This is a genomic window from Nitrospirillum guanabarense (genome assembly GCF_034653355.1).
In the GTDB taxonomy this organism is placed as follows: domain Bacteria; phylum Pseudomonadota; class Alphaproteobacteria; order Azospirillales; family Azospirillaceae; genus Nitrospirillum.
On sequence record NZ_JAYEER010000003.1, the window covers coordinates 988396 to 1009992 of the forward strand.

The 21597-nt window shown below is 67.7% G+C and carries 17 protein-coding genes; 11 read left to right on the forward strand and 6 right to left on the reverse strand.

Features of this window, described 5'->3' with window-relative positions:
• The first annotated feature begins 24 nt into the window (after positions 1 to 24).
• Positions 25 to 921, forward strand: a complete 897-nt coding sequence (locus UAA55_RS13810) for a bifunctional helix-turn-helix transcriptional regulator/GNAT family N-acetyltransferase (protein WP_322953430.1) — start codon at positions 25 to 27, stop codon at positions 919 to 921.
• Between the two features lie 6 nt (positions 922 to 927).
• On the opposite strand, the gene UAA55_RS13815 is transcribed toward UAA55_RS13810, so the two are convergent.
• Positions 928 to 1590: a DsbA family oxidoreductase gene (locus UAA55_RS13815; RefSeq protein ID WP_322953431.1), complete on the reverse strand. Its 663-nt coding sequence runs from the start codon at positions 1588 to 1590 to the stop codon at positions 928 to 930.
• Positions 1591 to 1827: 237 nt separating this feature from the next.
• Complete coding sequence (fliG, locus tag UAA55_RS13820) at positions 1828 to 2850, reverse strand: flagellar motor switch protein FliG (RefSeq protein ID WP_004271656.1); 1023 nt, start codon at positions 2848 to 2850, stop codon at positions 1828 to 1830.
• Positions 2851 to 3072: 222 nt separating this feature from the next.
• Here fliG and UAA55_RS13825 point away from each other — a divergent pair, with 222 nt between their 5' ends.
• Positions 3073 to 3588, forward strand: a complete 516-nt coding sequence (locus UAA55_RS13825; RefSeq protein WP_322953432.1) for a DUF6491 family protein — start codon at positions 3073 to 3075, stop codon at positions 3586 to 3588.
• Positions 3589 to 3660: 72 nt separating this feature from the next.
• Here the strand turns inward: UAA55_RS13825 and UAA55_RS13830 are convergent, their stop codons facing one another.
• From UAA55_RS13830 to UAA55_RS13845, 4 genes are all read right to left on the reverse strand, one after another.
• Positions 3661 to 4023, reverse strand: coding sequence for a hypothetical protein (locus tag UAA55_RS13830; RefSeq protein WP_322953433.1), 363 nt, complete (start codon positions 4021 to 4023; stop codon positions 3661 to 3663).
• Between the two features lie 145 nt (positions 4024 to 4168).
• Positions 4169 to 6355, reverse strand: a complete 2187-nt coding sequence (locus UAA55_RS13835) for an ATP-binding protein (protein ID WP_322953434.1) — start codon at positions 6353 to 6355, stop codon at positions 4169 to 4171.
• Positions 6356 to 6451: 96 nt separating this feature from the next.
• Positions 6452 to 7159 carry a 2OG-Fe(II) oxygenase gene (locus UAA55_RS13840; protein ID WP_322953435.1) on the reverse strand — a complete coding sequence of 236 codons (708 nt, stop codon included), beginning with the start codon at positions 7157 to 7159 and terminating at the stop codon, positions 6452 to 6454.
• Entirely contained in the window at positions 7159 to 7875 is a 717-nt protein-coding gene (locus UAA55_RS13845) for a 2OG-Fe(II) oxygenase (RefSeq protein WP_322953436.1), read from the reverse strand. The genes UAA55_RS13840 and UAA55_RS13845 overlap by 1 nt, the downstream gene beginning before the upstream one ends.
• A gap of 218 nt (positions 7876 to 8093) precedes the next feature.
• Here UAA55_RS13845 and UAA55_RS13850 point away from each other — a divergent pair, with 218 nt between their 5' ends.
• The 9 genes from UAA55_RS13850 to UAA55_RS13890 all read left to right on the forward strand — a co-directional run bounded on the left by UAA55_RS13850 (position 8094) and on the right by UAA55_RS13890 (position 21594).
• The gene (locus UAA55_RS13850) at positions 8094 to 9785 is read left to right on the forward strand and encodes a methyl-accepting chemotaxis protein (RefSeq protein WP_322953437.1); all 1692 of its coding nucleotides are present in this window, start codon (positions 8094 to 8096) and stop codon (positions 9783 to 9785) included.
• A gap of 124 nt (positions 9786 to 9909) precedes the next feature.
• Complete coding sequence (locus UAA55_RS13855; RefSeq protein WP_322953438.1) at positions 9910 to 10905, forward strand: hypothetical protein; 996 nt, start codon at positions 9910 to 9912, stop codon at positions 10903 to 10905.
• Between the two features lie 103 nt (positions 10906 to 11008).
• Positions 11009 to 11428, forward strand: a complete 420-nt coding sequence (locus tag UAA55_RS13860) for a hypothetical protein (protein ID WP_322953440.1) — start codon at positions 11009 to 11011, stop codon at positions 11426 to 11428.
• A gap of 268 nt (positions 11429 to 11696) precedes the next feature.
• Complete coding sequence (locus UAA55_RS13865) at positions 11697 to 11855, forward strand: hypothetical protein (RefSeq protein ID WP_322953441.1); 159 nt, start codon at positions 11697 to 11699, stop codon at positions 11853 to 11855.
• Complete coding sequence (locus UAA55_RS13870; protein WP_322953443.1) at positions 11855 to 13234, forward strand: efflux RND transporter periplasmic adaptor subunit; 1380 nt, start codon at positions 11855 to 11857, stop codon at positions 13232 to 13234. Before UAA55_RS13865 ends, UAA55_RS13870 begins: the two co-directional genes overlap by 1 nt.
• A 53-nt stretch (positions 13235 to 13287) precedes the next feature.
• Positions 13288 to 13968, forward strand: coding sequence for an ABC transporter ATP-binding protein (locus tag UAA55_RS13875; protein WP_322953444.1), 681 nt, complete (start codon positions 13288 to 13290; stop codon positions 13966 to 13968).
• 72 nt (positions 13969 to 14040) lie between these two features.
• On the forward strand, positions 14041 to 16521 hold the full coding sequence (locus UAA55_RS13880) for an ABC transporter permease (protein WP_322953445.1): 2481 nt from the start codon (positions 14041 to 14043) through the stop codon (positions 16519 to 16521).
• A gap of 12 nt (positions 16522 to 16533) precedes the next feature.
• The gene (locus UAA55_RS13885; protein WP_322953446.1) at positions 16534 to 19011 is read left to right on the forward strand and encodes an ABC transporter permease; all 2478 of its coding nucleotides are present in this window, start codon (positions 16534 to 16536) and stop codon (positions 19009 to 19011) included.
• A gap of 135 nt (positions 19012 to 19146) precedes the next feature.
• Complete coding sequence (locus UAA55_RS13890; protein WP_322953447.1) at positions 19147 to 21594, forward strand: ABC transporter permease; 2448 nt, start codon at positions 19147 to 19149, stop codon at positions 21592 to 21594.
• The last annotated feature ends 3 nt before the right edge of the window (positions 21595 to 21597 follow it).

A 21597-nucleotide genomic window follows, 5' to 3' on the forward strand; every position in this document is an offset into this window, starting at 1 on the left:
TATTGCCTGACTAAAGTCAGAAATATGGATGACGATCAACTCTCGCGCGTGCGTCGTTTCAACCGGGCGGTGACCCACCGCATCGGCGTGCTGGATGGCAACTATCTGGGCAGCGGCCGCCCGCTGGGTGAGGCACGCCTGCTGTTCGAGATTGGCCGGGACGGCGCGACGGTGCGTGAGCTACGCGCACGCCTGGGTTTGGATTCGGGCTATGTCAGCCGCCTGCTGCGGACCTTCGAGGCGGAACAGCTGACGCGATCCGAGCCCGACGCGCGGGACGCGCGGGTGCGGCGGGTCACCCTGACGCCCAAGGGCGAAAGGGAATGGGACATGCTCGACCAGCGCTCGCGGGATCGGGCGGTCGCATTGCTGGAACCGCTGGGTCCGTCGCAGCGCCAACGCCTGCTGGACGCGATGGCGGAGGTGGAGCGGTTCCTGCGGGCGTCGGCGGTGGTGATCGAGCCCGCCGACCCCCTCGGCGACGAGGCGCAGGCTTGCCTCCAGGCCTATTTCCAAGAGTTGGCGGCGCGTTTCGACACCGGTTTCGATCCCGCGCGCAGCGCTCCGGCGGAGCCCGGGGATCTGGTGCCACCCTCAGGCTGGTTCCTGGTCGCGCGGTTGGACGGAGCGGCTGTCGGCTGCGGCGCGCTGAAAATCAAGGGGGATGGCTACGGGGAGATCAAGCGCATGTGGGTGGCGCCCCCCGTTCGTGGCCTGGGCCTCGCCCGACGTCTATTGCGGGCCCTGGAGGACCGTGCGGCCGCCGCCGGCGTGGACGTGCTGCAGCTGGACACGAACGGCAGCCTCACCGAGGCCCGCAAGCTTTACGCCCGCAACGGCTATGACGAAATTCCGCCCTATAACGACAATCCCTACGCCCAGCACTGGTTCGAGAAGCGGGGGCTGCGGCGCGACCGTTAAGCCCAGTCAGGCGGCGGCGATCTTCTTCAGCGCGTTCTCATAGGCCTCGGGCGGCTGGCCGCCGGAGATGAGGTAGCGGCCGTTGACGATCACGGCGGGCACCGACTGGATGCCGCGTGACAGCCACAGCTGTTCCGCCTCGCGCACCTCGGCGGCATAGCGGTCTCCGGCCAGGAGGACGCGGGCCTCCTCCACGTCCAAGCCGGCCTGGGCCACGGCCGCCAGCAGCACCCCCGTGTCGGACGGCGCCTCCCCCCGGGTGAAGTAGGCCTCGAACAGGGCCAGCTTCAGCGCCAGCTGGCGCTCGGACCCCTGGGTTTCGGCCCAGTGCAGCAGGCGGTGGGCGTCGAAGGTGTTATAGATGCGGCGCTTGCCGCCATTGGCGCCGGTGGCCGACATGGTGAAGCCAACGGCCGCCGCGCGGGCGCGGATCATCTCCCGCGTCTGGGCCATCTGGTCGAGGGTGGAGCCGTACTTCTGGCTGATGTGCTCATCCAGGTCCTGGCCCGCCGCCCCCATCTGGGGGTTCAGCTCGAACGGCTGGAAGTGGATGTCGGCCTCAACCTCCCCCTCCAGCCGCGCCAGCGCCGCCTGCAGACCCTTCAGCCCGATGACGCACCAGGGGCAGGAAACGTCGGAAACGAAGTCGATGCTGAGGCGCTTGGACATGGGACAGGCTTTCCGGCAGGCGGGGGCTGAGGCAGGCACCGTGCATCAGTCAGTGTCGCTATGCCGTGGCCCCCATCACAGCGGGACATGCCGGCGGCATGAGGCTTTGACTTGTGCCGCTGTAGGACGCGACCGCGTCCGCCGGAGCTTTCTGGGGAGCGTGAGCGGACTGGAAAGCGAGGACAAGCCAAGCGGGCGGATGCCCGCGCCCGGCGCCTGAGGGAACAAACGACAACACTAATACACCAGTTCGTCGTCGCCCTTGCCGGAAGCGATGACGATTTCGCCGCGGGCGGCCATGTCCTTGGCCAGCTGCACCATGTACATCTGCGCCTCGTCCACGTCGCGCAGGCGCACCGGGCCCATGGCGGCCATGTCCTCGCGCATGATCTTGGCGGCGCGCTCGGACATGTTGGTGAAGAACAGGTCCTTCAGCGTTTCCGAGGCGCCCTTCAGCGCGGTCGCCAGCTTGGCCTTGTCGACGGAACGCAGCAGCGATTGCACGCCCGAGGGGTCCAGCTTGCCCAGATCCTCGAAGGTGAACATCAGGGCGCGGATGCGCTCGGCGCTGTCGCGGTTGCGTTCCTCCAGCGCCGCGATGAAGCGGCTTTCCGTGCTGCGGTCCAGGCTGTTGAAGATTTCCGCCATCATCTCGTGCGCGTCGCGGCGGTTGGTGCGCGCCAGGTTGGACATGAACTCGGTGCGCAGCGTGCGCTCGATATCGTCCACCACTTCCTTCTGCACCGATTCCATGCGCAGCATGCGCATGATGACTTCCATGGCGAAGCTTTCGGGCAGCAGCTGCAGCACGCGGCCGGCATGGTCGGCCTTGATCTTGGTCAGGATGACGGCGACGGTCTGCGGGTATTCGTTCTTCAGGTAGTTGGCCAGCACCTGCTCGTTCACGTTGGCCAGCTTGTCCCACATGGTGCGACCCGCGGGACCGCGGATCTCCTCCATGATGGTGTCGACCTTTTCCTTGGGCAGCACCTTCATCAGCAGGCGTTCGGTGCTGTCGAAGGTGCCGACCAGGGAGCCGGTGGAACTGATCTGCTCCGCGAACTCGACGAACAGGCGCTCCACGATGTTGGAACTGACCGAGCCCAGGTTGGCCATGGTCTGGGACAGTTCCTTGATCTCGTCTTCCGCCATCAGGGCGAACAGGCGGCTGGCATGTTCCTCGCCCAGCGCCAGCATCAGCACGGCGGCCTTTTCCGGCCCCGTCAGACCCCGGTAATCTTCACGTACCCGGATCGCCATGTATCGTCGTCTCCTGTCCGGCGGGGTGTGCCACCGGATTGTTCCGGAAGGGGAAGGCTTTAGTCATGCCACAGCCCCTGAACCACTAGGGAAAGTACACCCGGCCCCGGCGGCAGGGTAGAATTTTTGTCGCAAGCGGGTCCGGCCGGGCCTCCCCCGTATAAGGGGTGTGGAACCGGCGCCTGCCAGGGCCGTTTCCACGGCAATTCGGGAGTATGGGCGATGACCAGGCGGTACATGCGGATGTGGGCGGTGTTGGCTCTGGCCTTGGCGGGATGCCAGTCCACCCCACCGGACGCGGCCAACAAGGACAGCCCGGCCGGCGGTGCCGCCGTCCCGGCGAGCGAGGCGCCCGGCGCCAAGCCCATGGCGGCGCAGCCGGCCTGCTTCTTCACCCGCGACATCGACGGCTGGAACAGCATCGACCCCTACACGGTGCGCATCCGTGTGGGCGTCAACAAGCGCTATGACCTGAAGCTGTTCATGCCGCAGCCCGACCTGTCCACCCGCCTGCAGTTGGCCATCGTGACCAAACCGGGCGGGTCGGATTGGGTCTGTTCCCCCATGGATATCGAGATCATCGGCGAGCCCCTGCACCTGCGCGTGCCGGTGCGGGAGATCATCGCCGTGCCGCCGGACCCCAAGGGCAAGGGCGGGGATCACGACAGGGATGGGGACGGCGCGGCTAAGGACGCGACGCCCAAGGACGCCACAAAGCCAGGGGCCGCTGGCGCCTGACGCTGGTGGGGGCTGGCTGAGCGGGAGGGGCGGAGCCATCGGCATGATGCCGGGCCCCGCCGGCCCCCACGGTCACTCTTCGCTGTCGCCCTCGGCGGTCGGGCCTGGCGCGGCGCGGCGGCGGGGCGGGAAGCGGTCGCCCCCGGCGGGCCCGCCATGGCTGCGCGGCGGCGCTTCGGCCCGCTGCGCGGCGGCGCCGTCGATGGAGCCGGTCCAGCCGGACGACCGCGGGCGCGCGCTGCGCTCCTCGGCGGCGGCGATGGTGCCTTCCAGTTCGCGGATACGCTCCTTCAAGGGGGCGATCATCGGGCTGCTGCGATTGCGCGCCAGATATTGTTCCAGGTCGCCCTTGAGGCGCTGCAACTGATTGCGCAAGGTCGCCAGGTCCGTTTTCGGCTTGGCGGAGCGGAAAACCCGTTCCTCGTGTCTGGTCACACCCATCCTCCATTCGCGCCGGCGTCACCCGCCGGCGGCTGGTCTGCGCCCCAGATATAGCAGCGACGGGCGTTTCATGAAACCCGGCGCGATGGGGGATGGGTGACGCCTTTCTTAACGGGGTAGTCCCACTCCCGATGGCGGCTCACGAAGGGGTGCTGAGACAGCGGGCCAACGCCTGCCGCAGGTGGGTGCTGTCCAGCGGTTTGGGCACGATGACGAAGCCCAGGCTCTCCGCCTCCGCCACCCGGTCGCCATAGCCGCTGACCAGCAGGACGGGCAGGCCCGGGTGCAGGTGGCGCACGGCCTGCGCCAGTTCCAGGCCGTCGCGGCCACCTGGCAGCACGATGTCGCTGACCATCAGCGAGATGTCCGGCCGGTCGGCCAACAGGGACTGGGCGGCGTCGGCGGTGGTGGCGGCCAGGACGTGGAAGCCCAGCGCCTCCACCATGTCCTGCATCACCCGGGACACCGCCGGGTTGTCCTCCACCAGCAGGATCTGGCGCCCGTTGCCGGCGACGTTCGGAACCGCATCGACCGGGGTGGCGCCGTCCTCTTCCGCCCGGGGCAGGTAGAGGGTGATGGTGGTGCCGGCCGCGCTGTTCGGGGCGGCGGCGTTCAGGCTGTCGGCCAAGGCCGCGCCGCCGGACTGGCGGGCCAGGCCGTGCACCTGGGCCAGGCCCAGGCCGGTGGACTGGCCGTCCCGCTTCGTTGTGAAGAAGGGATCGAAAACCCGGTCCAGGATATCGGCCGGGATGCCCGACCCGGTGTCGCAGACCGTCAGGCGCACGAAATCGCCCATCAGGCCGCCGGTGCGCTCGCTCTCGTCGCTGGCCGGGTCGATGTGGACATTGGCGGCGGCCAGGCGCAGCACGCCGCCCCGGGGCATGGCGTCGCGGGCGTTGACCGCCATGTTCAGCAGCGCCAGGTCGAACTCCGTCCTGTCCATCCGCAAGGACCATAGGCCGGGCGGCAGCGCCGTTTCCAGCCGGATGTCGCCGCGCAACGCCGGGCGCAGCAGGTCGGCGATGTCCTCCGCCATGTCCGACAGCCGCACCTGGTCCAGGTGCAGGCGGGGTCGGCGGCTGAAGGTGCGCAAATTGTGTGTCAGCCGCTCCCCCCAGGATATGGCCTGCAGCATGGCGTCCAGCACCTCGCGCTGGGGTTCGGTGTGAGGACGGCGGCACAGCACCTCCGCCCCGCTGCGCACGGTCATCAGCAGGTTGGCGAAGTCGTGGATGACGCCGCCGGTGATCTGATCCAGCGCCTGCAGCCGCTGGGTGCGCAGCAGCGCGCCCTCCGCCTGCTTCCGCCGGGCCTCCGCCGCGCGCAGGGCCCGGGCCGCCAGCGTCTCCCGCCGGGTGCGGCGCAGGGCCAGCAGCGTGGTGGCGCAGAGCGTGCCCATGACAGGCAGGGTCAGCAGCGCCAGCCAGCCCAGGCGCCGCTGCCACAATGCATCCAACTGCGCCCGGTTCACGCCCACCATCACCGTCAGCGGCGCGTTGGCGATCAGCCGGCAGGCCGTCAGCCGCTCCCATCCATCATTGGGCCTCCCTTCGGGGGCGGGCGGGCGCCAGGTGGCGCGGGTGCCGGGGCAAGCGGGATCGACCCGCGCGCCATCCGCCGCCATTGGGCGGGCGGCCATGACGGTGCCCTCGCGATTGACCAGCATGACGGTCGTGGCCGGGTCGTCCTGCGTCACCCGCCGGTAGAAATCATCGAAATAAGCCAGCGACATGGAGACGGCGGCGATGCCGGCCAGGCTGCCGTCGGGGTGGCTCAGGCGGCGGGCCAGGCTGAAGACGCGCTGACCGGCCCATTCCCCGGCATTGGCCCCCAGGCTGTCGGCTGGTGGGATCAGCAACTCCGTCTGGCCGGCGCGCAGCTGGCCATAGGCGGGGCTATCGGTGATGTCGGGCCTGCCGGCGGCGGGATGGTGGCGGCTCGCGGCCAGGGGCCGGCCCGCCGCATCCCATAGCCACAGCGTCTGGATCTGCGGGATGCCGGCGACCATGCCCGCCAGGGCGGCACGCACCTCGTCCTGGTCCGGGGAATGGGCGGGGTCGAGGTCACGCACCCGGTCCAGGATCAGCCGGTCGCTCTCGATCACCTTCTGGGCGTGTTCGTCGATCGCGACCGCGATGCGCTCCACCCGGTCGGCGGCCTGGGCGACGATGTCCCGCCGGCTTTCCAGTCCCGCCGCGGCCAGCAGGGCCAGGGGGATCAGCACGGCGGCCAGCATCTGCAGTCGCAATGCCGCCATGGCGGAGGGGCCGCGCGACCGCTCCGCCTCCGCCACCCCCGCCGCTCCGATGTCGGAATCGACCGTCACGACCGCCCTTGCGCCCCTGAATCCAGGCCAGGGCCGATCATATGGTCGGGTTTAGGCCATCTCCAATGGCGTTGCGGCCTATCCTTTTAGTTGCGTTCAGGTTAGGCCGACAGGCTCGGTGGGGAAGGCCAGTTCATGCCGCGCCCGCCATTCCGGCTTCACGTAGTTGATGATGATGGTGCGACGGACGCCCCGGAAGGGGCGGCGGGCGAAACCGTGCCAGGTGTCGCCGCCGGGAATGAACACCAGGCCGGTGTTGAATTGGCCCGACGCCCGGCCGGCATGGCCGCCCCCAGGCCCATCCATGATGTCGGTGCCGAGAGTTTCCGCATCCGGACCGGTGCTGAGATAGACCAGCATGGTGAACAGCTTGGCGCCGATGTCGGTATGTGGCTCCAGCCAGAATCCCTCGCGGTCCAGGCAATATTCGATGCGCAGGGACGATCCGATGAGGTCCACGCCGAACTGCCGCGCCAGGGTGGCCACCGTTTCCGGCGCCTGGAAGGCGGCGGCCACGGCGCCGCACACCGGATACAGCAGCTGGTTGTCGGTCGACAGGAAGGTGCGGGTGGAGTTGTGCGTCTCCCGCCGGCCCCGGGTGTCATCGATCTCCGGCGCCGCGAAGGGCAGGGTGGCCAGCGCTTCCGCCACGGCGGTCGGGAAGACGCTGTTGAGATACCAGTGGCGGTAGGGACGATCGTCCCGGTCCGCCGCGCTGAGGCAGGCGCGAACGTGGCGGCCGGTGGCGGCGTCGAAGGCCTGGGGGTCGAAGGCGAGGGTATCGGACGGGGCCGGCATGCTCATCACATCTCTCCCTTGCCGGAGAAGGCGTTGCCCAGGCGCTTCAGTCCGGCAGTGACGCCGTGGCGCAGGGTCTCGCGCCGGGCGGTGCCGGCATCCACCATCCAGTTCAGCATGATGTAACGGCGCACGCCGTCATGCGGCTTGTGGCCGTGGAAGGAATTGTCGGTGCGGCGGAAGGCCACCAGCGTCCCGTCCAGGGGCAGCACCTCGGCCAGCATGTCCTCCATGTCGTCGGCGCTGCGCAGCAGGCGCAGGCGGCCGCCGGGCGCGGTCCATGTGTCGTTCAGGTACAGCAGCGCCGTCAGGCGCTTGGTCACGCTGTCGGTGTGGATGCGCCCGTCCTTGGGCACGCAACGGCTGCGCACCGTGACCATCAAGGCATCGGGGTCCAGGTCCAGACCGAAGGTCTCGGCGAAGGCCTGGGTCGTTTCTGGCGCCGTCAAGGCGGCCAGCAGGCGGGTGAACCCGTCCAGGTCGCCCCGCTCCAGCTCCGCGCGCGAGGGCGCGGGCACCAGGCCGCCGTGGGGGCTGTCGGGGAAGTCGTGGCGGGCGGTGACGGCCACGACGGGGGCGATGAAGCCCGTCATCACCAGGTGGGGGAACGGTTCCGTGGCCGGGCGCAAGGCGCGCAGGCCATCCAGGTTCAGGACGCCATCCGTCCGGTTGGCCGGCGGCACGGGGACCGCGGATGGGGCGGGGGAGGAAAGGGCGGGCATGGATCGGAGACCTTGAGAGGGGCCAGCCGGGACGGACCCTCTGGCGATGCCTCCTTTTCCACCCGTCCCGCCGCCGGGGCGTTGATCCAGGTCAAGGTCATATCCCTCAGCATAAGTCGTCGCCGTTAACGGGATTCACCAGACTCCCAGGACAGAATGCCGGTGTGAGAGGGGGGTTCCTCAGGTCTCGGACCCCTCAAGTTTCAGGAGTGATGACGATGCGTTGGGTTTCCGATCTGGCCTTGACCCGCAAGATGGCCATACCGCTGGGCATGCTGTTGATCGTGGTCTGCGGCCTCATCCTCTATGCCGGGGCGGCGATGACCGCGCTGAACCGCCAGGCGGACCACTTGGTCGACGTGCTGGCCCTGCGCCGGCAGACGGTGATGCAACTGGCCAACGCCATGAACGAGGGCACCATCGCCGAGAAGAACCTGCTGCTGGAGCGCAACGCCGAGGCCCGCGCCAACTTCGACAAGCAGCGGCGGGACTATTTCACCCAGGCGGTGGAATTGGCCAACCTGCGCCTGGCCCAGGTCGACACCACCGCCGACCGCCAGCTGACGGAAGAGATGGTCAAGGCGGTGAAGCGTCGGGCGGAGGTGTCGGACATCGTCGCCCCCATGGGGTTGCGCCAGGAACTGGACCAGGCCTACGACTTCTCCGCCAAGGAAGGCCGCACGGCGCGCAAGGCCGCGACCGCCGCCATCAATCTGCAGGTCAAGATGACGGACGGCGAGCTGGCGGCCGGCAAGGCGGCGGCGGCGGACGAGGGCCGCCGCGCCGTCATGCTGCTGGTGGTGGCCAGCGCCATTGGCCTGGGTGCTGCCGTCACCGTGCTGTGGCTGATCGTGCAGCGCCTGGTGGCGCGCCCGCTGGTGCGCATGGCGCACACCATGGAACGCCTGGCCGGCGGCGACCAGGACATCATCGTGGAGGGCACGGCGCGCAAGGACGAGGTGGGCTCGCTCGCCCGCTCGCTGGAGGTGTTCAAGCAGAACGCCCAGCGGGCTGAGATGCTGGCCCTGGAACAGGTGGCGGCGCAGGAACAGCGCATGCGCCGCACCCAGGTGGTGGAGCGGCTGATCCTGGACTTCGACCACGCCGTCGCCGTCGTGCTGGACAATGTCTCGACCTCCGCCGACCGCCTGCACGGCGCCGCCGGCACCATGAACAGCATGGCCAATGAGACGCGGGAGCAGGCGACCATGTCGTCCGCCGCGGCGGAGCAGACCTCCGCCAACGTGCAGACCGTGGCGGCGGCGACGGAGGAGATGACCAGCTCCATCGCCGAGATCGGCCGCCAGGTGGTGCGTTCGTCCCAGGTGGCGTCGCGCGCCGTGGACGACGCCCGCGCCACCAACCAGACCATGCAGAGCCTGGCGGAGGCCGCCACCCGCATCGGCGCCGTGGTGCAGATGATCCAGGACATCGCGGGCCAGACCAACCTGCTGGCGCTGAACGCCACCATCGAGGCCGCCCGGGCGGGCGAGGCCGGCAAGGGCTTCGCCGTCGTGGCGGGCGAGGTGAAAAGCCTGGCCAACCAGACCGCCAAGGCCACCGAGGAGATCTCCGGCCAGATCGCCGCCATCCAGACGGCCACGGGCGGGGCGGTGGACGCCATCCAGGCCATCGCCGCCACCATCGGCGACATCTCGGAAATCACCACCACCATCGCCTCGGCGGTGGAGCAGCAGAACGCCACCACCACCGAGATCAGCCGCAGCGTCGCCCAGGCGGCGGTGGGCACGCGGGAGGTGACCAGCGGGGTGGTGCACGTCACCCGCGCCGCCGGCCAGGCGGGCGCCGCGGCCGGCGAGGTGCTGTCCGCCGCCGGCTCCCTCTCCGGCCAGGCCGCCACCCTGAAGCGCGAGATCGAGGCCTTCCTCACCGGCATCCGGGCGGCGTGACGCGGTAGTGCCGGAACCGCCAGGTTCGCGTTCCAGGGCGGGCATCCCCGGAACGATCCGCTTAAGGTTGACAAGAACAAAAAAGGAACATATGTTGCTCTTTCGTCAATAAGGGAGAGCGAACATGGATGGTTGGCAGCGTCGGTATCGCTTGAATAACTGCCCGGGCGGCCTGGGCGTCAGCTGCACGGGTGAGGGCGTGGCCCTGGCCGGCGTGCCCCTGCTGGTCAAGGGGGCGCGAGGCTTCCAGCCCCGACCGGGGACGGAAGTGGAAGCACTGCTGCGCCGCGCCTATGCCGGTGCCGAGCAGGGGGCCGCTATACTGCCTGGCCTGGCCAAGATCGCCGATGCCCTAAACCGGGGCGACCTGGCCCAAGCCATGATCCGCGCCGTGCACCTGCGCCTGCCCGAGCTGGACTGGGACGCTGCCGTCCGCCTGGCGCGGGCCAATGACAACCTGGCGAAGTACAGTCCCGACCAGCTGCGCGACGATGGTGGGCGCTTTGCGGACGAAGGCAGGGCGAGAAATGGGGCGCGTGCGCCGCTTGAGGTGAAGCCGAAGGCGTCGAACGGTCGCGGCGCGCCGGCCAAATCCGCAGTGCCTGCCGCCCCTTCTCCAAGGATCTGTGGGGTAGCCGACATCGATCCGAAGACCCTGCTTCAGCCTGCGGCTGCCAGGGTGTTGTATGATAAGGTATTGGCGGGGTTGAGAGAGGAGGGACTTGTTCCAAAAGAAAGTTTATATAATGAAATTTTCCACCAAACATATACTTTTGCTCCTTCATACGCCGCCATCGGGGATGGAATGAAAAATCCACAAGAGTTGGGAACGTTTGATGCGGCGAAATTTGCGGCAAGCCAACTTAAAGGCGGTCGAGTGGCCGGCGGTCTGACGGATCCGGAAACAAACACCTCGACGATTTACATGAGCGCCGCAGCATCAGGCAATATTGCGGGACTTCAAAACCTCACCCGCGAGCAAATGATGCGCTTTGTGATTCTACATGAGCTGGGACATCAGAACCAAGGTGGTCATTGCGGTGTGAAGACCGATGACAATCCAGGTGCGGAATGCTGCGCGGATGATTTTGCGCTATCTCATATGAAAATAGGTGGCTGAGATGCGATGCATTCGTATGTCAATTCGAATATTTATTCGATTTGTTGGGATCTTATCTTTCATAATTTCTCTATTTTTCCTATATATACTGAATTGCGACAATATGAATCTCTCTGCGGAGGACCTTGATCAGTCGGCAAATGTGATTGCACGAAGATTTGTTGATGATAGTGAGGGAAAGAAGGATATATATCTCTCTATTAATTACCATGATCCGACTGATGACCTCAAAAACACAATCACCAGCAATAAGTCTAGAGTTCACAATGTGAGTGAATTAGATGGTTGTTCAAGTTTTTTGGAATATGAGAAAAATAAGGAATGCCATAAATATAATATCGCGTATGTGACATTTGAAAGGATGCTATTTAGATATTTATCAGAAGTAAAACTCTGTAACACCTCTTGTGCTGGCGAATTCATGGCGATAAAAGTTTTCGGGAAATGGTTCGTTTACAGATATCATCGCTGGGCTGTTGGTCCAACGATGAACATCATGGAGGATGATCCTCCAGCCAAGTGACGGAGTGGCGGCGTGGCTTCAGCTTTCAATGCTTCCGATCATCGGACCTTCACCCGCCGCCTGATTCCGCGCACCCTCAGGTGTCCGCATCCGGACAGTGTCCGCAAACGGACGCGGGGTGTTTGCGTTCAATCCATTGATAAATAACAAAATCTAGATCTGGCATACCCTTTGCCACTGGGAAGCCCGCAGCGTCCGCCTTGTGATGGGACGCTGGCGGGGTGGCCCTTCCCGGCCCGCCCTGCCCGACTGAAAAGGAAGTGGGGTCATGATGGTCCGGAACGACATCCTGTTGGATATGCCAGAGGTCGCCGACACCCGGTCGCTGATCGAGCGGGTCGAGGATGCGCTGCTGTCGGTCAATCCGGACCTGTGGCTGGTCAGCGCCCTGCTGGTGGTGGCCATCCGCTGCCTGGGGGCGCTGTGATGGGCGCGCCGGGTTCGCCCAGCGTGGAGGGGCCCGTTGGCGGCGGCGTTCACATCGTCAAGGCGACGGGCGTGAGCGGCACCGGCGGCATGGGGGCCGGCATGGACCGCCGCGTGGAAAAGCCCAAGGGCTGGAAGGGCTGGGTGCACCGCGCCCGCACCGACAAGCGCGCCTGGGCGGCCGGCGCGGTGGTGCTGGCCCTGGCCGGCGGGGCGATCGTCCTGACCCAGACCCAGGGCGGCCAGACTGTGCGCGTGGCGGAATCGCGCCTGACCGTGGCCACGGTGTCCCAGGGCACGTTCGAGGATTTCATTCCCGTGCGCGGCGCGGTGGAGCCGCTGAACAGCGTCTACCTCGACAGCATCGAGGGCGGCCGGGTGGAAAAGAAACTGGTGGAGGTGGGCCAGAAGGTGAAGGCCGGCCAGCCGCTGGTGGAGCTGTCCAACACCCAGCTGCAGCTGGACATCATCTCGCGCGAGGCGCAGGTGATGGAACAGATCAATCGCCTGCACGACACCGAGCTGCAGCTGGAAACCAACCGCATCAGCAACCAGCGCGAGCTGGCGGAGTGCGACTACAACGTCTCCTGGTTGTCCAAGGACCTGGAGCGCAAGACGGCGCTGATCAAGACGGGCGCCTCCTCGCAGCGCGACATCGACATCATCCGCGACCAGATCAAATGGTACGAGCGCCGGCGCGAGCTGACGCTGGAGACCATGCGCACCACTGACCAGATGCGCGCCAGCCAGTACACCGAGATGCAGGACAGCACCCGCCGTCTGGAGGAAAACCTGGCCATGGCGCGCAAGAACCTGGACAGCCTGGTGGTGCGGGCGCCGGTGGACGGTCAGATCACCGTGCTGGACGTGGAGATCGGCCAGACCAAGCAGAAGGGCGAGCGCCTGGGCCGCATCGACCGTGACGACGGGTTCAAGGTCCAGGCCCAGATGGACGAATTCTACCTGTCGCGCCTGGAACTGGGCCAGACGGCGGAGGCCGCCATCGGCGCCGGCGAGTACAAGCTGAAGGTCGCCAAGATTTATCCGCAGGTCCGTGACGGTCAGTTCCAGGTGGATCTGGAATTCTTAGGAGCCGCGCCGCAGGATATTCGCAGCGGCCAGACCCTGCAGATGCGCCTGAAGCTGGGGGCCGCCACCGCCGCGCTGTTGATCCCCAACGGCGGCTTCTACCAGGACACGGGCGGCGACTGGATCTTCGTGGTGCAGCCGGGTGGCGCCTATGCCGAGAAGCGGCGCGTGCATCTGGGCCGGCGCAACGCCCAGATGATCGAGGTGCGCGACGGCCTGGCGCCGGGCGATCGGGTCATCGTCTCCTCCTACGGGGACCTGGCGCGCATGGACCGCATCGAACTAAATTGATCCGTTCGCGAAACGATCATTGAATTTGTTGTCATAAGACGGGGATGGCAAGGATGCTGAAGCTAGTCGATCTGACCAAGGTCTACCGCACGGAAGAGGTGGAGACCACGGCCCTGAACCAGGTGAACATCCACATCAAGCAGGGCGAGTTCGTGGCCATCATGGGCCCGTCGGGCTGCGGCAAGTCCTCGTTGCTGAACATCGTGGGCATGCTGGACAACCCCAGCAGCGGCCAATACTGGTTCGGGGATGAGGATGTGGCGGGCTATGGCGAGCGTAAGCTGGCCGACATCCGCAAGAAGAACATCGGCTTCATCTTCCAGAGCTTCAACCTGATCGACGAGCTGACGGTGTTCGAGAACGTGGAGCTGGCGCTGCTCTACCACGACATCCCGGCGCGCGAGCGGAAGGAGCGGGTGAAGGAGGCTTTGGCCAAGGTCAACATCGCCCATCGCGAAAGCCATCTGCCGCAGCAACTGTCCGGCGGCCAGCAGCAGCGCGTCGCCATCGCCCGCGCCGTCGTCTCGCGCCCCCGCATGCTGCTGGCGGACGAGCCCACCGGCAACCTGGACAGCGCCAACGGCGAAGAGGTCATGAACATGCTGACCGAGCTGAACGCCGAGGGCACGACCATCGTCATGGTCACCCACTCCATGCCCCACGCCCAGTACGCCCGGCGCATCATCAACCTGTTCGACGGCCAGGTGGTGGCGGAAAACCTGCGCGCCGCCTGACGCCGCGCTTCCTTTCGTCCGCCCGCCCGCTGTCTGCCGCCGCCCTTCGCCGGAAAGGGGGAATGCCGCCCCATGCTCGCCAATTACCTGACCGTGGCGCTGCGCACGCTGATCAAGCACAAGCTCTATTCGGCCATCACGGTGGCGGGGCTGGCGCTGGGCCTGACGTCGGCCATCCTGATCGGCCTGTTCGTCCATAACGAACTGACCTACGACCGCGACGTCACCGACGCCGACCACATCCAGCAGGTGCTGGTCACCGCCACCCTGCCCGGCCGCGCGCCGGAGGATGGGGCGGCGCTGCCCATGCCCGTGGGGCCTGCGCTGAAGCAGGCTTTCCCCCGGCAGGTGGCCGAGATGGCCCGCATCCTGCCCCAGACATCCAGCCTCAAGCGGGATGAAACGCTGTTCAGCGAACAGGTGGCCGTGGCCGACGCCAGCTTCTTCCGACTGTTCGACTGGCCCTTCCTGGCCGGCGACCGCGCCACGGCGCTGGACGACCCCAATTCCGTGGTGCTGACGCGCAAGACCGCCGCCAAGTATTTCGGCGACGCCGACGCGCTGGGCCGGACGCTGCTGGTGGACGGGCATCCGCTGCGGGTGACGGGTGTCATGCGCGACCTGCCGGCCAACACCCAGTTCGCCTTCGCCCTGCTGCTGCCCATGGACAGCCAGGCCAACCAGACCCCGGACTACCTGCGGGACCACTGGGGAGGGCTGATGACCCTGACCTTTGTGAAGCTGAAGCCGGAGATCGACCCGCAGGCCGGCGCCGACGCCATCCGGGCCGGCCTTCCCGCCTTCGGCGCCGCCATCCCGCCCATCCGCACCAGCACGGGCGAGGTCCATCTGGGCGAGGTGTTCAAGTTCTTCTTGGTGCCACTGACGCAGGCCCACCTGCATCCGGTGCGCAACGCGATGGTGGAGGGGACCAGCCCCCTGGAGGTCGGCATCTTCACCGCCGTCGCCGTGCTGGTGCTGGCCATCGCCTGCATCAACTTCATGAACCTGGCGACGGCGCGGGCCTCCTTGCGGGCGCGCGAGGTGGCGTTGCGCAAGGTGGTGGGTGCCAGCCGCGGCCAGATCATGGCGCAGTTCCTGGGCGAATCCATCCTGCTGACCGGCCTGGCGCTGATCCTGGCGGTGGCGCTGGTGGAGGTGCTGCTGCCGTCCTTCGCCGCCTTCCTGGGCAAGCCGTCGCTCGCCTTCAACTATCTGCGCGACGCGCGGGTGCTGGGCTGCCTGGCGGCCCTGGTGCTGGTGGTGGGCGGTGTCGGCGGGCTTTATCCGGCCGTCTTCCTGTCCGCCTTCCAGCCGGGGCCGGTGCTGAAGGGCAACAGCGGGGGCAGCGGGGCGGGCGGGCGCCTGCGCGTGGCCCTGGTGGTGCTGCAGTTCGCCATTTCCATCAGCCTGATGGTGGCGACGGGCGTGGTCTACGGCCAACTGGCCTACGCCCAGGGCCGGGCGCTGGGCTTCAACAAGGAAAACGTCGTCGTGCTGACCGACTTGTACGGCCCGGACCTGCAGCGGAAGGCGGAGACCCTGCGCGACGCCCTGCGGCAGGACCCGCGCATCGCCTCGGCGTCGCTGGCCGACTCCTATCCCGGCAGCGGCACGGAGAACAACACGGGCGTGAACCATCCTGGGGCACCGGCCGATGACGGGGCGTTGGTGCTGCGCCGCGACGCCGTGGACCCGGACTATTTCGTCACCCTCGACGTTCGGCTGGTGGCCGGCCGCGTCTTCGATCGTGACCATCCAGCCGACACCATTCCTCCGGCCGACCCGGCCAATCCGCAGAAGCTGCGCCATGGCGGTGTGGTCCTGAACCAGTCGGCCGTGCGGCGCCTGGGCTACGCCTCGCCCGAAGCGGCTCTGGGCCAGCCGCTGATGCTGCCCGGCAAGGAGGGTGAGGCGGGGGTGGAGATCACGGTGGTGGGCGTGGTGGAAGACTTCCACCAGGGCAGCGTCCACACCGCCGTGGCGCCGCAGATATTCCTGGTGACGCCCAAGAACTACAGCCAGCTGTTGATCCGGGTGAAGGCGGGGGAGATGCCCGGAGCCTTGGACCTGATCGACCGCAGTTGGCGCCAGCTGGTGCCGGACCGGCCCGTGCCGCGCGTCTTCCTGGATGCCCAGCTGCAAAGCGTCTATGAGCGCGAGACCAAGACCGGCCAGCTGTTCGCCGCCTTCTCGGGACTGGCCATCGTCATCGCCGCCCTGGGCCTGTTCGGCCTCGCCTCCTTCACCGCCGAGCGGCGGACCAAGGAGATCGGGCTGCGCAAGGTGCTGGGCGCCGGCGTCACCGACATCGTGCGCCTGCTGGTCTGGCAGTTCTCCAAGCCCGTGCTGGTGGCCAACGTCATCGCTTGGCCCGTCGCGTGGGTCGCCATGCGCCACTGGCTGGATGGCTTCGCCGACCGCGTTTCCCTCAATCCCCTGCTGTTCGTGGCGTCCGGCCTGTCGGCCCTGGTGGTCGCCTGGGCCACGGTGGGGCTGCACGCCGCCCGGGTGGCGGCCACCAAACCCGTCGTCGCCTTGCGCTATGAATAAGGAGTCCTCGCCATGAAGATGCTGGGCAATTTCCTGCGGGTGGCGGTGCGCATCCTGGTGCGCGACCGGCTGTACACGCTGCTGAACGTGGCCGGCCTCGCCATCGGCATCGCCGCCGCCAGCATGCTGGGCCTCTATGTGTGGCATGAAACGCACTACGACGGCTTCTTCAGCAAGGCTGGCCAAATCTACCGCGTGGACAAGACGGAATTCGTGCCTGGGCGCATGCCCATCACCTACGATTCCACGGCCAAGCCCTTGGGGCCGGCGCTGAAGCAGGACTTCCCCGAGATCGAGGCCATGGTGCGCATCCACAGCGAGGCGGTGGTGGCGTCGCGCGACGGCAACGCCTTTCGCGAGTGGATGCTCGTGGTGGATGCCGATTTTTTCCGGCTGTTCGACCTGCCCTTCATCGCCGGCGATCCGGGCACGGCCCTGGCCGCCCCCGGCACCGTCGTGCTGCCGGAAAGCGTGGCGCGCAAGTATTTCAATGGCGTGGACATCCTGGGCCGCACGCTGACGCTGACCAACGGCGTCAGCCTGACGGTCAGCGGCGTCATCCGCGACCTGCCGACCAACACCCACCTGCGGCGCGGGGCCATGCTAACCACCATCGGGACCCGCCTGGGCGAGAATTTCGACGGCTGGTTCACCCGCATGGACACGGTGTGGAACACCAACTTCATCCGCACCTATATCCTGGTGAAGCCGGGCACCGACCCGGCGGCGCTGACGGCGCGTTTCCCGGCTTTCCTGACGGCACGCGACCCCAACTATCTGTCGACCGGCACCAACAAGCCGGCCAAGGCCCTGGTGCTGACCGGCCTGACCCACATCCACACCGATCCCACCGGGGTCGGCGCCAACCTGCTGGGCGTGCTGCGCGGCCTGGTCGCGGTGGCCGCCGTGGTGCTGGGCATCGCCATCGTCAACTTCGTCAACCTGTCGACCGCGCGGTCCTCCCTGCGGGTGCGCGAGGTGGCGGTGCGCAAGGCGCTGGGCGCGCCGCGCGGGCTGCTGGTCGGCCAGTTCCTGGTGGAATCGGTGCTGCTGACCCTGGTGGCGGCGGTGCTGGGGTACGTCCTGCTGGAAATGCTCATGCCCACCTTCGTGTCCGTGCTGGGCATCCGGTTCGACCGGGGCTACCTCTACAGCCCCTGGCTGCTGGTGGCGGAACTGGCGGGTGTGCTGGCGGTGGGCGGCCTGGCCGGCCTTTACCCGGCGCTGGTCCTGTCGCGGCCGACCGCCTCGGTCCTGCTGAAAGGCGGGACGGTGTCGTCGGGCGGATCGGCGGTGCGCACCCTGCTGGTGGTGGCGCAGTTCAGCGCCGCCATCCTGCTGGCCATCTCCACCATCGTCATCTTCCAGCAGACGCGCTACGTCAGCAGCCAGCAGCTGGGCTTCAACGCCGAGGGTGTGTTGCTGGTGCGCGAGCTGCACCAGCCGGAGGCACGCACCCACATCGAAAGCTTCCGCCAGGCGCTGCTGCGCATCCCCGGCGTGGCCCAGGCGGGTGCCAGTTTCCACGCACCCAGCGACGGGTCGGACAGCACCGACAACTATCATGTGCCCGGCACGGTGGATGACGGCACCATCGTCTTCCGCAGCGAATTCATCGGGCACGATTATCTGCAGGCCATGGGCGTGCGGCTGCTGGCCGGCCGCCTGTTCGACCGCGCCGCCACGGCGGATGCGCTGCGCGACCCAGCGGCGGCGGCCCCGAGTGAGGGCCTCAACAATGTGCGCCCCACCGACCCCCTGGGCCGCACGGTGGTGCTGTCGTGGCGGGCCGTCCAGCGCCTGGGCTTCCATACGGCGGAAGAGGCGGTGGGCCGCCAGGTGATCTATGACGTCGACTACCCGCTGACCATCATCGGCGTGGTGGACGACTGGCAGTTCAACAGCGCCCGGACGGAACTGCAGCCCACCGCCTTCCTGCTGGACGAACGGGGCCTGGATGTCATGGCCGTCCGCCTGACGCCCGCCGCCGGGGCCACGACGCTGGCCGCCATCGACCAGCTGTGGAAGGACACCTTCCCCACCATCCCCGGGAATCGGCAGTTCCTGGACGACCATATCCGCGACGCCTACACGGGCGAGATGCGCCAGGGAACCCTGCTGGCGGGCTTCACCGGCCTCGCCATCCTGATCGCCTGCCTGGGTCTGTTCGGCTTGGCCGCGTTCACCGCCCAGCGTCGCACCAAGGAGATCGGGTTGCGCAAGGTGCTGGGCGCCGGCGTCACCGACATCGTGCGCCTGCTGGTCTGGCAGTTCAGCAAGCCGGTCATGGTGGCCAACCTCATCGCCTGGCCGCTGGCCTGGCTGGGGCTCAGCCGCTGGCTGCAGGGCTACGCCTACCGCATCGCGCTGAACCCGCTGGTCTTCGCCGTCGCCGGGCTGGCGGCACTGGTCATCGCCTGGGTGACGGTGGCCGGCCACGCCGCCCGGGTGGCGGCGGCCAAGCCGGTGGACGCGCTGCGCTACGAGTAGAAGTGAAAGAACTAGGCCGCGACCGCGGCCGCCGGAGCGGGCACCCCTCAATACGGTAAAAGGGGGGCGGAACGAGGATAGCCAAGGCCACGGATGTGGGCGCCCGGCGCCCTGAGGGAAGAGGAAGGGGGCATCATGTTCGGCAATTTCCTGAAGGTCGCCGTGCGGGTCCTGGTGCGCCAGCGCCTCTACACCGCCCTGAACATCGCCGGCTTGGCGCTGGGCATGGCCACGGCGGCCATGATCAGCCTCTTCGTCTGGCATGAGATGCACTATGACGGCTTCTTTTCCCACGCGGACCGCATCCATCGCCTGATCCGCACCTTCCACACGCCCAGCGGCGCCGCCGTGACCGTGGCGGCACAGGCCAAGCCCATGGGCCCGGCCCTGGCGCGCGATTTCCCGGAGGCGGAGGCCGTGGTGCGGGTGGTGAACCATGCCGTGGCCGTGCGTCGCGACAGCGCCGTGTTCGAGGTGCACCTTACCCTGGCCGACGCGGACTATTTCCGCCTGTTCGATTGGCCCTTCCTGGCGGGCGATCCCGCCACGGCCATCAGCCAACCCGGTACCGTGGTCCTGACGGAAACGACGGCGCGCAAGCTGTTTTCCAGCGTCGACATCCTGGACCGCGCCGTCACCCTGACCTCGGGCGTGACGCTGACAGTGGCGGGCGTCATCCGTGACCTGCCGTCCAACACCGTCTTCCATATGGAAATGCTGACCAACATCGCCACCCGTCTCAACGACGGCTGGGATGAGCCCTTCGCTGCGGCCGACACCCAGTGGCACCACAGCTTCCTGCGCACCTACCTGCTGCTGAAGCCGGGGGTGGAGCCGGCGTCCCTGGTGGCACGCTTCCCCGGCTTCCTGGCGGCCCGCATGACGGAGTACCTGGACACGGCCACGGGCAAGCCCAGCGCGACCCTGGACCTGCAGCCGCTGACCCGGGTGCATGTCGAGGGCATCAGTGACGACGGCGTGCCTCTCAGCCTGCTGGTCACCTTCCTGGGCGTGGGGGCGCTGGTGCTGGGGATCGCGGTCATCAACTTCATCAACCTGTCCACCGCCCGCTCCTCCTTGCGCGCGCGAGAGGTGGCCATCCGCAAGACGCTGGGCGGGCGGCGCGGCATGCTGGTGATGCAGTTCCTGACGGAATCGGTGCTGCTGGCCCTCATCTCCGGCGCCCTGGCCCTGGTGCTGGTGGAACTGGCCATGCCCCGCTTCCTGGCGCTGCTGGACCTGCGCATGGATGCGCACTTCATATCCGGTCTGTGGATCGCGGCGGTGTCGCTGCCCCTGGTGGCTGTGGTGGGCTTGGCTGGCGGCCTTTACCCGGCGCTGGTCCTGTCGCGGCCCCGGCCGGGCGATCTGCTGAAGGGCGGGCCCATGGCGGCCGGCGGCGGGCGGTTGCGCGCCATCCTGGTAGTGGCCCAGTTCGCCGCCGCCATCGTGCTGGGCATCTCCACCGTCGTCATGCTGCAGCAGACGCGCTACGCCAGCACTCAGCGCCTGGGCTTCATGCCGGAAAACGTGGTGCTGCTGCGCGGATTGGACACGCCGGCCGGCCATGCCCACCAGCAGGCCTTGCGTGAGGCGCTGCTGCGCATCCCGGGCGTGATCGCGGCGGGCGGCAGCCTGTGGATTCCGGGCGACGGCGCCGACCGCTTCTCCTCCTACCGCCTGCCCGACACGCCCAAGGAGAAGGAGCTGGCGCTACGCACCGAGGGGGTGGACTTCGGCTACATGCAGGCCGTGGGCATGAAGGTGCTGGCCGGCCGGCTGTTCGACCAGGCCCACCCCATGGACGGCCAGGTCACCCGACCCGACGCGCCGGAGGATGAGGAGGCGCCCCAGGGTGACAGCGTCGTGCTGTCCGCCCTGGCGGTGACGCGGCTGGGCCTGGGGTCGCCGGAGCAAGCCCTGGGCCGCACGGTGATCTATGGCGACCACACGGCCGTGACCGTCATCGGCGTGGTGGACGATGTGCAGTTCGACAGCGCCAAGTCGGTGCTGGAGCCCACCCTCTACCTGATCGAGCCCCGGTTCACGGACGTCATGGCGGTGCGGGTGGCCGCCGGGGGTGGTGCCGTCACCCTGGCCGCCATCGACGACACCTGGCGCCGCCTCTACCCCGACCTGCCGCTGAAGCGGGAATTCCTGGACGACCACATCCGCGACACCTATGCCGCCACCGCCCATCAGGGCCAACTGCTGGGCCTGTTCTCCGGCCTGGCCATCCTGATCGCCTGCCTGGGATTGTTCGGCCTGGCCGCCTTCACGGCGGAGCGGCGGACGAAGGAGATAGGCTTGCGCAAGGTGCTGGGCGCCACCGTGCCCGACATCGTGCGCCTGCTGGTCTGGCAGTTCAGCAAGCCGGTGGTGGTGGCGACGCTGGTCGCCTGGCCCGTCGCCTGGGTGCTGGCCGGGCGCTGGCTGGGGGAATTCGTCTACCGCGTCGACCGCGACCCCCTGGTCTTCGTCATCGCCGGCCTGGTGGCGCTGCTGATCGCCTGGGTGACGGTGGCGGGCCACGCCGCCCGGGTAGCCGCGGCCAAGCCGGTGCGCGCCCTGCGCTACGAATAGGAT

Bases quoted from the DNA above. Each gene is read 5' to 3' on its own strand.
- UAA55_RS13860 (WP_322953440.1), top strand. From the start codon at position 11,009: ATGAATCTCTCTGCGGAGGACCTTGATCAGTCGGCAAATGTGATTGCA.
- UAA55_RS13850 (WP_322953437.1), top strand. From the start codon at position 8,094: ATGCGTTGGGTTTCCGATCTGGCCTTGACCCGCAAGATGGCCATACCG.
- UAA55_RS13880 (WP_322953445.1), top strand. From the start codon at position 14,041: ATGCTCGCCAATTACCTGACCGTGGCGCTGCGCACGCTGATCAAGCAC.
- UAA55_RS13885 (WP_322953446.1), top strand. From the start codon at position 16,534: ATGAAGATGCTGGGCAATTTCCTGCGGGTGGCGGTGCGCATCCTGGTG.
- UAA55_RS13890 (WP_322953447.1), top strand. From the start codon at position 19,147: ATGTTCGGCAATTTCCTGAAGGTCGCCGTGCGGGTCCTGGTGCGCCAG.
- UAA55_RS13870 (WP_322953443.1), top strand. From the start codon at position 11,855: ATGGGCGCGCCGGGTTCGCCCAGCGTGGAGGGGCCCGTTGGCGGCGGC.
- UAA55_RS13875 (WP_322953444.1), top strand. From the start codon at position 13,288: ATGCTGAAGCTAGTCGATCTGACCAAGGTCTACCGCACGGAAGAGGTG.
- UAA55_RS13845 (WP_322953436.1), bottom strand. From the start codon at position 7,875: ATGCCCGCCCTTTCCTCCCCCGCCCCATCCGCGGTCCCCGTGCCGCCG.
- fliG (WP_004271656.1), bottom strand. From the start codon at position 2,850: ATGGCGATCCGGGTACGTGAAGATTACCGGGGTCTGACGGGGCCGGAA.
- UAA55_RS13855 (WP_322953438.1), top strand. From the start codon at position 9,910: ATGGATGGTTGGCAGCGTCGGTATCGCTTGAATAACTGCCCGGGCGGC.
- UAA55_RS13865 (WP_322953441.1), top strand. From the start codon at position 11,697: ATGATGGTCCGGAACGACATCCTGTTGGATATGCCAGAGGTCGCCGAC.
- UAA55_RS13810 (WP_322953430.1), top strand. From the start codon at position 25: ATGGATGACGATCAACTCTCGCGCGTGCGTCGTTTCAACCGGGCGGTG.
- UAA55_RS13815 (WP_322953431.1), bottom strand. From the start codon at position 1,590: ATGTCCAAGCGCCTCAGCATCGACTTCGTTTCCGACGTTTCCTGCCCC.
- UAA55_RS13840 (WP_322953435.1), bottom strand. From the start codon at position 7,159: ATGAGCATGCCGGCCCCGTCCGATACCCTCGCCTTCGACCCCCAGGCC.
- UAA55_RS13825 (WP_322953432.1), top strand. From the start codon at position 3,073: ATGACCAGGCGGTACATGCGGATGTGGGCGGTGTTGGCTCTGGCCTTG.